The organism is Bacillus sp. PK6-16, from assembly GCF_056530295.1.
This window is the reverse complement of record NZ_CP096512.1, coordinates 233,416-245,421: the sequence shown is the minus strand read 5'-3', so window position 1 is coordinate 245,421 and position 12,006 is coordinate 233,416. Positions and strand designations below refer to the sequence as shown.

Annotated in this window: 11 protein-coding genes and 1 pseudogene; 7 read left to right on the top strand and 5 right to left on the bottom strand. The window is 34.0% G+C overall.

What is annotated here, in order from left to right; translation table 11 throughout:
• Positions 1-127: 127 nt before the first annotated feature.
• Positions 128-412 (top strand): ArpU family transcriptional regulator, encoded by a 285-nt coding sequence (locus M1D66_RS28465; RefSeq protein WP_479831970.1) that lies wholly within the window; start codon positions 128-130, stop codon positions 410-412.
• A gap of 570 nt (positions 413-982) precedes the next feature.
• On the opposite strand, the pseudogene M1D66_RS28460 reads toward M1D66_RS28465, so the two are convergent.
• Positions 983-1,179: pseudogene (locus M1D66_RS28460) on the bottom strand (IS4 family transposase); the annotation flags it as partial.
• Positions 1,180-1,592: 413 nt separating this feature from the next.
• Here M1D66_RS28460 and M1D66_RS28455 point away from each other — a divergent pair.
• From M1D66_RS28455 to dnaJ, 6 genes are all read left to right on the top strand, one after another.
• On the top strand, positions 1,593-1,910 hold the full coding sequence (locus tag M1D66_RS28455; protein WP_479831969.1) for a hypothetical protein: 318 nt from the start codon (positions 1,593-1,595) through the stop codon (positions 1,908-1,910).
• A gap of 284 nt (positions 1,911-2,194) precedes the next feature.
• Positions 2,195-2,479: a hypothetical protein gene (locus M1D66_RS28450; RefSeq protein ID WP_479831967.1), complete on the top strand. Its 285-nt coding sequence runs from the start codon at positions 2,195-2,197 to the stop codon at positions 2,477-2,479.
• Positions 2,480-3,314: 835 nt separating this feature from the next.
• Positions 3,315-3,515, top strand: coding sequence for a hypothetical protein (locus tag M1D66_RS28445; RefSeq protein ID WP_479831966.1), 201 nt, complete (start codon positions 3,315-3,317; stop codon positions 3,513-3,515).
• A 1,390-nt stretch (positions 3,516-4,905) separates the two neighbouring features.
• Positions 4,906-5,445, top strand: a complete 540-nt coding sequence (gene grpE / locus M1D66_RS28440; RefSeq protein WP_479831965.1) for a nucleotide exchange factor GrpE — start codon at positions 4,906-4,908, stop codon at positions 5,443-5,445.
• Positions 5,446-5,471: 26 nt separating this feature from the next.
• Entirely contained in the window at positions 5,472-7,283 is a 1,812-nt protein-coding gene (gene dnaK / locus M1D66_RS28435; RefSeq protein ID WP_479831964.1) for a chaperone protein DnaK, read from the top strand.
• A gap of 117 nt (positions 7,284-7,400) precedes the next feature.
• Positions 7,401-8,426 carry a molecular chaperone DnaJ gene (dnaJ, locus tag M1D66_RS28430; RefSeq protein ID WP_479831963.1) on the top strand — a complete coding sequence of 342 codons (1,026 nt, stop codon included), beginning with the start codon at positions 7,401-7,403 and terminating at the stop codon, positions 8,424-8,426.
• 921 nt (positions 8,427-9,347) lie between these two features.
• Here the strand turns inward: dnaJ and M1D66_RS28425 are convergent.
• The 4 genes from M1D66_RS28425 to M1D66_RS28410 form a co-directional block, all read right to left on the bottom strand.
• Entirely contained in the window at positions 9,348-9,911 is a 564-nt protein-coding gene (locus tag M1D66_RS28425) for a hypothetical protein (RefSeq protein ID WP_479831962.1), read from the bottom strand.
• An 843-nt stretch (positions 9,912-10,754) separates the two neighbouring features.
• Complete coding sequence (locus M1D66_RS28420; RefSeq protein ID WP_437263851.1) at positions 10,755-10,943, bottom strand: hypothetical protein; 189 nt, start codon at positions 10,941-10,943, stop codon at positions 10,755-10,757.
• A gap of 71 nt (positions 10,944-11,014) precedes the next feature.
• Positions 11,015-11,269 carry a GlsB/YeaQ/YmgE family stress response membrane protein gene (locus M1D66_RS28415; RefSeq protein WP_327879801.1) on the bottom strand — a complete coding sequence of 85 codons (255 nt, stop codon included), beginning with the start codon at positions 11,267-11,269 and terminating at the stop codon, positions 11,015-11,017.
• Positions 11,270-11,473: 204 nt separating this feature from the next.
• Positions 11,474-11,782, bottom strand: coding sequence for an AbrB/MazE/SpoVT family DNA-binding domain-containing protein (locus tag M1D66_RS28410; RefSeq protein ID WP_479831961.1), 309 nt, complete (start codon positions 11,780-11,782; stop codon positions 11,474-11,476).
• Positions 11,783-12,006 lie beyond the last annotated feature (224 nt).

The following is a 12,006-nucleotide window of genomic DNA, read 5'->3' as shown; positions in this document are numbered from 1 at the left end:
AGCCTTATAAGAGCTTACCTGTATTATGGATATAATTCGAACTTTTGTGCAGGAGGGTAACACATAAAGCAATTATCTTTTTTTCCATATGTAGATGAGAAAAATCCACCCTTTTGTGATAGATGAATTGAAGAAATATAAGGGATTACGTGTATGTTTCCAGAAGCAGCGAGAACGGAGGGAGTTGGGAGCGGATACCTTATTTCCGAAGTTGCGAAAGTTGGATATTCATGAACTGAAATACAGGCAATTACAACAAGATTTTGAGCATACGTTAGATCAAGATGAGCAACGCATACTGACGCATGTAAAGGAGCAAAATGACGATTATATTTATACAGTATTAGGGATAAAGCGAGGTAAGTTTTACAGGGGAAAAAATCGGGCATTCTCAACTTTACGACGGCATTAGAAATGATAAAAAATAATAGAACTTTTTGGGCACTGAATCAGGTACTTTTTTATAGGAAAATCAAGAGTACGATATTTCTGCAGATACTGTTTTAAAAACAATGTACTGTGGGAATAGCGTATTCGTAAGCATACGAGTTGATGCAAATGAACCGCGATAAGACGTACAGACCTGTAGCTGATTTATAATAGCTCGATTCGTGTGGATTGGTCGAAACGATTAAAACTGACTAATTTACAAACATTTTGTCATACTTGCCACAATAAAAACACAAAGGAAGATGAAAAAAACAGAAAATAATGAGACCGAGAAGGACCTAACAGTATAGATGAAATTAAAGAAATATATAAATGCATTTCCCTAACTAAATGAGACTAAGCCCTGGTTCAGGACCAGGGCTTAGGGGAACAGATACAGCTTTTAAAGAAACAAGTAGGGACTTGCAAAAAACAATATAACATGGCATCTATATAAAAAATGAACGAATTTGTCTTGATAATGGACAAAAAATACACCTCCGCCTAACGTCCCTTATAAAAAATTCGTTTTATTCCATAAAAAAAGGGGCTAAAGGAGGTTGAACAGGCGAATTAGAATTTTTGTTATTTCTGGGACGTTTTGCTGTATAAATTGATACAAAATGTGCCCATGATCTTGAATCCAATTAATTCTTATTTCTTCTTCTGTAAATCTAATTGGTGCATTTTAAACATAGTAGAAGAACATAAAAAAATGTTAATAAATTCTCCGTAAACGTGATATTCCAATTCTGTTAAGAATATACGCTTTTTAATGATTTTTATCTTATCCTTTCGCTGGAGCGTTTGTTCTAAGATAGGCCGGTGAATAGATAAAAATAATTACAAAATCTTATCTATCCATCATACAAAATACGGATTTATAAAGATATCGGAGTCCTATTGATTTTTATCAACTAAATTTCGAATTTTAAATTATTTTTATTTATGCGAATGATGAATAAATAAAAATAATTTAAAACTCATTGGCAGTACAATAATCATTTATTTTTGTATACATAATTGATTGATTTTTATAAGAATATTTAAATTTATGTAGAAAATTGTGGAAATAATGTAGGTTTACACATGATTCATAATCAAATAAGGTTAGAAGTATAAAAGGTAAAAACCCTTTATATAAAAATAAGGAGGACTAATAAATGAAAGTGATTCGAAAATGTGCAAGAATTATTTTAACGGGAGTAATTGGCTTTAGTGGTCTATTGTTTTTAAATAATCATACCAGCTTTGCAGAAACGAAGTCTCAACATATAAAAAAGCACAATGAAATGAGCGTTGTACTAGATAGACATACTTGGTATATGTTAAGTGGTAGAAGTGTGGATATTATTTTTGGAGATATAAATGCAGTAGTATTAAAAGAAAATAATATTAAGTTTACTAAACCTGGGGCCTATAGGATCAAGGTAAATGGTTGTGTGTATGATGATATATTTACTTTTCAAGTTAATAAGTAGTCTTACTATATAAGTAAATTGGTACATTGTTTCTTCAAAGTGAGTGAGCAAAACAATGAAAACACGATACCGTATGAAGGGTTATTAATTAGATATCGACAAATATCACATCTTTTTGAACGTGCTCATAATTTAAAACAGCACATGGTAGCGTTAAATACGGATATAAAAAGAGTTTATGACCTATTTATGGAAAATAAGGATATGCATTATTAGAGATGTCAAATAGGGTTGCGTATGTGATAAAGCTCATCTCAAAACAATATCCGCCATTTGGTGTGCAAATGACAACTACAGATATAATTTTTTCTGGAATCAAACTCAATATTTCAGTAAAAAATACACCTGAATACACTTTGTATAAAAATAATCAAAAAACCAAAACTTTCAAGATAAATACCATTACAGATTTAAATATCATGCATGTGGTAGAGAAAAATACAATTGGGGAAATGCGTAATTACCCTTTATTTGTTCTGACTCCATCTTTCATACAAATAGGGGAATCAATTAGTATTCACATCAGCATCGTAAACACGCTTTGTGAATATTCGGGAAAAAGAGCATAGATTTAAGAGAGAGAACCTGTTATTTGTGACAGGTTCTTTATATCGGGAGAAATGTAAGTAGGTACAAAGGTATAGTTTTTACATGTAATTAAAAAGGAAGGTTATGTTAATAATTGAACTCCCCCCATTTTACATACAGCGACTTTAATTATAGTATGGGACAATCTTCAAAAAAGGATTAAAAACTTTACATTATCCTATTACCGTAGTGTTTCTTCGAAGGAATACTACGGTAATAATTTGGTACTTATATATGATTTTGGTTATACAAGAATACTGTCTTCATGTAAACCTCTAATATCCTTAAAAAAATTTCTTATTGGTAGGGATAAGCCCATTGAAATTAGTCAGCTTGTGGCTTTAGCCGTGGGAGTGTCAACTATCTATGCTTAAGGGGAATTGACGCAATAAAAGATCGCTTTCAAATGAAATTGGAATCTAAATGATATTATTAAATGTTATTTATTGAAATCAATGGATGAATTTTAAAAAAAATATTAGAATAGAGTTCAATCACTATAATCAATTTGCAGTTCGGTGAATGGCCCCCCCCATCCTCCAGCCATTATATATAATGGCTGGAGGGTTATCTGACTAGATTTTTAAAACGGAATATTGTTACGAAAAAATAAAAAATGTTAGATGCAATATTATGAACGGATACTTATTTGTCTGTTTTACAAACAAATAAGTACTTTTAAAACATTGATAGGTTGCCTATAATATAATTGCTAATTTATGTAATGAATTTGATGGAGAAATAAGAAATATTTTTATTTTTCATTCTTATTTCTCCAATCTATACAGTATCATAAAAAAACAAGGGGAGTTTGATATGGATATTATTAATGTTCTACAATCATTAAAATTTAATGATTATATTCTTTCCTTAAAAATTAAAACTGAACCGTTTAACCGCCGGAATTTATTTTTTTTAGAGTGGGATGAAAAAAATAAGGCTGTCACATTTCTTGAAAATAATAATTTCCTTTTTATTAATAGTAATGAGATAGAAAAAATAATAGTGTTCCATTAATATTAATTTTTAATGTTTTTTAGGAATCCCTCACTTTTAAACAAAATGAAAGTGGGGGAGTTCAAAAAGTACTAAACAAAAAAGGGCAACTCAAAATCCCCAAACAACTGTTGGTGTTTAAAGTATTAAAAACTACGGATAATTAAAACTGAAATTATGTATGAGATTTGTTCATTTAAAACCAAATCCATTCTCTTTTATCGCTTTCCGACCAAAGGCTACTTCCTCAAAAATACGAAGGTGTGAAACATCAATTTTAGGTAGGGGATGATTGTCGGTTGGCATAAGTCAACGTACATGATATTTATGTTTTCACCAGAAGGACTACGGGTAGAGCCCACTAAAATAATCGGTGTTCGTAGGAATCTCCCACTCCAAACCGTCTGTCAGGACGTAAAGTAATGCGTAGCTCAAATCATTTTTCTTCCATTTTAATTTTGCTTTAAAATTTTTGCAATAGAATTAATATATGGCTAAATGCAAGACTAGTCTTGGTATTGCAACGAAAAGTGTGTAAACAAATACAGGTTAAAAATATGTTACTCTCCCATTTTTGACGAATTCGTATTTCAAATGCTAAAAAATAATGCATAACATAGACCAAATGGGGCATATTAATAAAGAGGACCACTCTTTTGCTAGTTTACATGTTGAGTAACTAGCTTTTCCCCACCTATTTGAGATATTTTCTTCACTTTATCTATTCGTGATTTTCTCCATAAAAAATATTATCTGTAATACGAATACATACATATGTATTTTTCTAATGTTAGTTTTAATTTTATGCAACAAAAGGATATGTGGATTAAATATTTTTCAGTATATGCCTCATTCTTCCTTTTCCATTTACTAAATAAATTATTTTACGATTTGGCGATGGACTTATTTTTCATAATGTTCTAGTTCCACATTTAAATTCTTCATTTAATTTGTTTTTTATCATATTAACCTGTGTCTAGTTTTCAATCTAACCTTATTGATTGTACTATGTCTAAAATTAAATAAAGTTCATTTTCGATATATCAATGTTGACGAACAAATTGAGCAAACAGGTGAATATCTGAAGGGAAGTTCGTAATAAAAAACACCCTTCTCTCGATGTATGTTCATCTAATTGCCTTTGAGACTCCGCTATACCAATGCTATGTAGATTCATTCTACGGTAATTCAAAAGTTGGAGTTGCATAATAGGGATGTATCTCCATTCTATTATATTCCTTTTTTACTCTTTTGATATGTAGATTTTTTTATATATTAAAAATTGAGAACCATGAATTTCTTCAAAAAAATTGCATGGAGTAAATTTGTGTATGTTTTTAGGTATCTTTCATTCTTTCTGAAAATTTTTTATAGGGTTTAAACCTTAATGTCTATTAAGGAGGTGAAAATTGTGGAAGAGCGTAACAAACAAGTAGTAGAAAAAGCAAAAAAAGCAAAAGTGGAAGAAACTATAGAAGAAAAAAGCGAGACTACTCTTTTACAAGAAAAAGTAGATGAGTTACAAGCGAAACTAACGGAAACGGAAGGTCGCACATTACGTCTACAAGCTGATTTTGAAAATTATAAGCGCCGTGTCCAAATGGATAAACAGGTTGCTGAAAAATATAGAGCACAAAGTCTAGTTTCAGACATCTTGCCAGCTCTTGATAATTTTGAAAGAGCAATGCAAGTGGAAGCGACTGATGAGCAAACGAAATCCTTGTTACAAGGTATGGAAATGGTGCATCGTCAATTGTTAGAAGCGCTGACTAAAGAAGGTGTGGAAGTGATTGAAGCTGTTGGTAAACAGTTTGATCCTAATGAACACCAAGCTATTATGCAAGTGGAAGATAGTGAATTTGAATCAAACGCGGTTGTGGAAGAATTCCAAAAAGGTTATAAATTAAAAGACCGTGTGATTCGCCCATCAATGGTAAAAGTAAATCAATAATTTACATAAAACTAGGAGGATTCGCCATGAGTAAAATTATCGGTATTGACTTAGGTACAACAAACTCTTGTGTAGCTGTTATGGAAGGTGGAGAACCAAAGGTTATCCCAAATCCAGAAGGGAACCGTACAACACCTTCTGTTGTAGCTTTCAAAAATGAAGAACGTCAAGTTGGGGAAGTTGCAAAGCGCCAAGCAATTACAAACCCAAATACAATCATGTCTGTTAAACGTCATATGGGTACAGACTACAAAGTAGAAGTTGAAGGTAAAGATTATACACCTCAAGAAATTTCTGCAATCATTTTACAAAACTTAAAAGCTTCTGCTGAAGCATACTTAGGTGAAACAGTAACGAAAGCTGTTATTACAGTACCTGCATACTTCAACGATGCAGAGCGTCAAGCAACGAAAGATGCTGGTCGTATTGCTGGTTTAGAAGTTGAGCGTATCATTAACGAGCCAACAGCAGCAGCACTTGCTTACGGTTTAGAAAAACAAGACGAAGAACAAAAAATCTTAGTATATGACTTAGGTGGCGGTACATTTGACGTATCTATCCTTGAGTTAGCAGACGGCACATTCGAAGTTATTTCAACTGCTGGTGACAACCGTCTTGGTGGCGATGACTTTGACCAAGTTATCATCGATCACTTAGTAGCTGAGTTCAAAAAAGAAAATAACATTGATTTAAGCCAAGATAAAATGGCGCTTCAACGCTTGAAAGATGCAGCTGAAAAAGCGAAAAAAGATCTTTCTGGTGTAACACAAACTCAAATTTCATTACCATTCATTAGTGCTGGAGCTGCTGGTCCATTACACTTAGAATTAACGTTAACAAGAGCGAAATTCGAAGAGCTTTCAGCAGGTCTTGTTGAAAGAACATTAGAGCCAACTCGTCGTGCATTAAAAGACGCTGGTTTTGCTCCAAGCGAATTAGATAAAGTTATTCTTGTTGGTGGATCTACTCGTATCCCAGCTGTACAAGAAGCTATTAAACGTGAAACTGGTAAAGAGCCATATAAAGGTGTAAACCCTGATGAAGTTGTAGCATTAGGTGCTGCAGTTCAAGGTGGCGTACTTACTGGTGATGTAGAAGGCGTTCTATTATTAGACGTAACTCCACTTTCTTTAGGTATTGAAACTATGGGTGGCGTGTTCACGAAATTAATCGAGCGTAACACTACAATTCCAACAAGTAAGTCACAAGTATTCTCGACAGCTGCTGATAATCAACCAGCAGTAGACATTCACGTATTACAAGGTGAGCGTCCAATGTCGGCTGACAACAAAACGTTAGGTCGTTTCCAATTAACTGACCTTCCACCAGCACCACGTGGTATTCCACAAATCGAAGTAACATTCGATATTGATGCGAACGGTATCGTTAACGTACGTGCGAAAGACTTAGGAACAAGCAAAGAGCAAGCTATTACAATCCAATCTTCGTCAGGTCTTTCTGATGAAGAAGTAGAACGTATGGTACAAGAAGCGGAAGCAAATGCTGACGCTGACCAAAAACGTAAGGAAGAAGTTGAACTTCGTAACGAAGCTGACCAACTTGTATTCCAAACAGACAAAGTTGTAAAAGATTTAGAAGGTAAAGTAGATGCAGCTGAAGTCGCAAAAGCAACAGAAGCGAAAGAAGCATTACAAGCTGCAATTGAGAAAAACGAGCTTGAAGAAATTCGTGCGAAAAAAGATGCTTTACAAGAAATCGTACAACAATTAACTGTTAAATTATACGAGCAAGCTCAAGCAGAAGGTGCGCAAGACGCTGGCGCGAAAACAGACAATGTAGTTGACGCTGAGTTTGAAGAAGTAAAAGAAGACAAGTAATTCAACTGTAAACATAATAAGTAAGATGACAAAAAGTCAAAGTCTGACTTTGGCTTTTTTATCTTTCAGACGATGTTAAAATTATGTTTATGTGAAAGATTCGGGGGTTGCAATTTTATGAGTAAACGAGACTATTATGAGGCCCTTGGACTTAGCAAGGGCGCTTCAACAGATGAAATTAAAAAAGCGTATCGTCGTTTGGCTAAAAAATACCATCCAGACGTAAGCAAAGAAGAAAATGCAATTAAAAAGTTTAAAGAAATACAAGAAGCATACGAATTGTTAAGTGATGATCAAAAGCGTGCGCAGTACGATCAGTTTGGTCATGCTGGTGACAATCCAGGCTTTGGTGGATATGGTTTCGAAGATATATTTGGCTCATTTTTTGGCAGTGGCGAAAGACATCGTAATCCAAATGCTTCGCGTCAAGGTGCTGACTTACAATATCAAGTTACTTTAGATTTTGAAGAAGCTATTTTTGGTAAAGAGTTAAATGTTGAGACTCCAGTAGAAGACCCATGTGATACTTGTAAAGGTAGCGGAGCAAAACCAGGAACTTCAAGAGAAACATGTAAACATTGTTCAGGTTCTGGTCAAATGAGTGTAGAACAAAACACACCGTTTGGTCGTATCGTAAACCGTCAAGCTTGTGGTCATTGTTCAGGAACTGGACAAATTATTAAAGAAAAATGTACGACATGTCACGGTTCAGGTAAAGTTCGTAAACGTAAAAAAATCAATGTTAAAATTCCAGCGGGTATCGATAATGGTCAACAAATTCGTGTGTCTGGAAAAGGTGAAGCCGGCGTAAATGGCGGACCAGCAGGAGACTTATATGTAGTCGTTCATGTGAAAAATCACGAATTTTTTGAGCGTGAAGGAGATCACATTTTTTACGAAATGTCATTAACATTTGTCCAAATGGCACTTGGTACTGAAGTAGAAGTTCCTACAGTTCATGGTAAAGTAAAACTGAAAATTCCAGCAGGAACACAAACTGGAACAGAGTTCCGCTTAAAAGGAAAAGGTGCTCCGAATGTACGTGGATACGGTCAAGGAGATCAATATGTAGTCGTTCGCGTTGTTGTACCTACAAAACTAACTTCATATCAAAAAAAAATGTTGCGTAAATTTGCTGGGTAAAAAGATTAATATGGTTATGTTGCAAAGCTAAAGAACATATATTTGTTTACTATAGTTTGAATCATTATGAATAAGTGCTGTAATGCAGGAATGATTTTGATTCCTTTGATGGTGCGTGAATCATGGCGAAAACTCTAAATTCAGGAGATTTGAAAAAAATTTCATTTCACGTGTCAATAATCTTGTTCAATCAGCTTATTGACATGCTTGGTATTTGGCTAGACACAAAATTGATATACTTTATCGATTATCATTCCTTCCACTGCTGTTTCTACATACCCCTTAGAAAAGAACGTACATTCGAAAGATAGTGCAGTACCATTTTATGTATGTCGAACAATTAAGATGGATTCCTACCATCCCTTGTTCGAAGCCAATTCATCTCCCACCTATTCACTAGGCTTTGACCCTTTACGCTCCTTGAGGAAGGAGGCTTTTTGACTAAAATGATAAATACAGTACGTTTTTCTGTATCACCATTTCTTTCAGGAGAAAATGTAATTCCAATATAAATTGTGTCAGGCAATTTTTATACAATCATTATAGATGTAGGATGGAAATGTAATCTATATGATATATTATATAAAAACCAATCTTACTGAATTGGATTTTTTTCAATAAACCATATTTCAAGGATGACTAATTGATTTAATTGCTTATCGTGTTCTACAATCAAGTATGGAAGTAATAGATATTGTGCCCAAAATGAAGAGCCTTGGTTTGATTGTAATACTTAGGGAAACGAGATATGCACTTGATATTCACGAAAAAGAGGCATGAATGTCAAATTTCATGCCTCTTTCAAATGTACCAAACTCAACCAGTTGGACATTTCCTCCGTTTTGCAGAGTTTGCTGAATAGGTACTTATTTTCAAGGGTTCTGTTCATATTATTATATCAAGATTTAAAAAAATAGCGAATTATTGTTTTGGGATTAAGCGCCAAAGAGTTTCTGTTGCTATGTTTTTTGTTCTAGCATCTAACCATAACTTTTTGTCCTCAGCAAACGGAATAGATAAATAGCCTTTAGAAAAATCATTTTTAAATGCGAAATAGTTTAATAAATCTGAAGCATTTTCTAATCCAGGAATATCTTTTGGAGGGCTTTCAGGAGTCCAAGATTGAAGGTTATTGGGAAGAGGAGGAACCCCAGGTAGCCCTGTTAATTTTAATCCGTGTGCTAAAGGGCTATCAGAATAAGTGAAATAATTTTGAGCTTCTCCTTCAGGAGAACTAACCGCTTGAATTGACATTGGTGTATTAAGTTTTACATATTTATCAGCAGAACTTCCAAAATCATCACTAAATTGAATTAATTGGCCACTAAATGAATTCGATTGATCGTTATTTTGCACAAGAATAAAGTATGTTAATAAATATTTTTCGTAAGCCAGACCTCGACGCGAGTAGCTATATGGATTCATGTAATAATGTTTTCCATATTCTACAGGATGTCCTTGATAATCTAATAAGACAGTACTCATAAAATCCTCCTTTTGACTAAAAAATTGTTGAGTGCAGTATATAACCTATGGTACTAATTAATTTAACAGCACTATAAATAATATTTCAAAAACGTTCTTTTGCCCTATATAGCATACAAGATGTTTTTTTTATTGTTTTGAACATATTTGTGAAGATTTAGAATATACACGTAAAACGACGCGTTCACGCACAGTGGATTTGTGCGAAGTCCTCGGCAGTGTGCGTCAGGTTATCAATAGCGTAATCTCTCGAGTGGTTTTTCCGTTTGCTAGATCCTAACAAAATCTAAAAAAGGTAAAGGACAAGCGTTCCGTAAACATGCCACTTATTGTACAAACAAGTATTGTAACAATTTCTTGAACTACTCACCACGCTCCCTACTGTAGCGTGGTTTTCGCAACTTCGGAAAGCATGGAGCGATAGAACGTTGAAGATTTTACGGTTGCAACGTTTTTCAGCAACTAACCTCATATCTTCAGTTTTCGAAGATCAATCTGCACAAATAAATGATAGCAACATGTTGGCCTATGCCAACCGACATTCATCTCACGACTAAAATTGGTGTTTGACACCTTCATATTTTTAAGGAAGGAGGCTTATGTCAGAAAACGATAAAACTGAACCAAAGGCATATAAAAAACGTGTGGTCAAATGGGCATAATTATAAACTCTGCATCATGCTTCATGTACGTTGAAAAGAATTGAAACATTGTACATCAGACATAAACGAAACCAAAATTTGCAACCTAAATGGGTGGATAACAAATACTTAAAACCGTGGGAGCCCCTATACAAATAGCTCGATTTTTTATCGGTTAAGCAACTTTGAAACAGAACTTCATTTAGTAAATTCCATATTTCAATTTTAATTTAAACTCAAATTCTTTAAAATAGTTTGCATATTCAAAAGCGATATTTTGATAAAGAGGCTGTTCTTCTAATTCACAAACATCTAGCTTTTTTACAATGTGTAACCATTCTGACTTTAATGTATTATATCGTATGAGTTGTTTTTCTAGTGTATAATCCATATACGCAAAAATCTCCTTTTTAAAACACATTCAAATATATGAAAAGAAATCTTTTCATGTTTCCAGACAGTTTAGTGAAATTTATTTATTATGAAATGAAGGAGTGAAATGATTAACACACAAATCACAGACCCTAATAAAGCTGGAAGGAAAAAGAATTCTTTCCAAGCAGGTCCAATAGGCCCTAGTAAGGCACGACCAAGGACGGATCCAACAAATCCAATTAACACGTTTCCGATGATACCACCCGGTATGTGTTTATGTGTAATCCATCCAGCGATTGCACCAATGAAACCGCCTAATACAAGTGTGAGTAGAATATGCATGAGGCTGTAGCCTCCTTTCAATTAAAATGAATACGTAGATAACAGCCGGTGAAATCTGTTCGCACCACCATCAAAAACAATTTTTTATTTCACGTATAGATGCCGCAAGCAAACTTTGTTTTTTATGGAGTTGAGGACGACAGATTTGCGATATGCTCGATTTCATATATGTGGGGTGTTATGAAATCCGGACTTTTCACAAATTTATTCTATTTTTTCTGATTCTATGTCTAGTTTTAAGTGCGTTTGTTGATAATGTTCTAGTTCCGTTTGTAAGATTTGCACACCTTCTTGGCTTATTAATAATTTTCCTTTCAAAAAGGAGAAAGGGTATAGAGTTGGTTTTCCTGTTATAAAGCAAGTAGGGGTACGTTTTTTCAAAATGAGGTGATTGTGCATGGGATATATCTCTATTTCGTCGTGTTGCTGCATGCCCATTCGCATGCGGAGATCTTGTGGAATGGTAATGCGTCCATGTCCATCCATTTTTCTTTTAAATAATGGGTCATTCATACGTAAATCCTGCTTTCTATTTCTAATTGTTCATTGAAAAATGACTCTATTTTTTACAAGTTTCCTACTAAATGAATTGAACTTGCTCTCGTTGATGATAAGCGGGCTTATTATCTAATTGGGGAGGAAGGTGCAATTCTCTTAAAATAGAATCCATATGGGGTGGGGATTCTTCAGATGGAGAAACCAAGGGGAAATGAGATGCGTAGGGAAAAACATCGAAT

What these genes read in the sequence shown, in the direction of transcription:
- M1D66_RS28455 (WP_479831969.1), top strand. Translation starts at nt 1,593, where the DNA reads ATGAAAGTGATTCGAAAATGTGCAAGAATTATTTTAACGGGAGTAATT.
- M1D66_RS28450 (WP_479831967.1), top strand. Translation starts at nt 2,195, where the DNA reads ATGACAACTACAGATATAATTTTTTCTGGAATCAAACTCAATATTTCA.
- M1D66_RS28445 (WP_479831966.1), top strand. Translation starts at nt 3,315, where the DNA reads ATGGATATTATTAATGTTCTACAATCATTAAAATTTAATGATTATATT.
- dnaK (WP_479831964.1), top strand. Translation starts at nt 5,472, where the DNA reads ATGAGTAAAATTATCGGTATTGACTTAGGTACAACAAACTCTTGTGTA.
- dnaJ (WP_479831963.1), top strand. Translation starts at nt 7,401, where the DNA reads ATGAGTAAACGAGACTATTATGAGGCCCTTGGACTTAGCAAGGGCGCT.
- M1D66_RS28425 (WP_479831962.1), bottom strand. Translation starts at nt 9,911, where the DNA reads ATGAGTACTGTCTTATTAGATTATCAAGGACATCCTGTAGAATATGGA.
- M1D66_RS28420 (WP_437263851.1), bottom strand. Translation starts at nt 10,943, where the DNA reads ATGGATTATACACTAGAAAAACAACTCATACGATATAATACATTAAAG.
- M1D66_RS28415 (WP_327879801.1), bottom strand. Translation starts at nt 11,269, where the DNA reads ATGCATATTCTACTCACACTTGTATTAGGCGGTTTCATTGGTGCAATC.
- M1D66_RS28410 (WP_479831961.1), bottom strand. Translation starts at nt 11,782, where the DNA reads ATGAATGACCCATTATTTAAAAGAAAAATGGATGGACATGGACGCATT.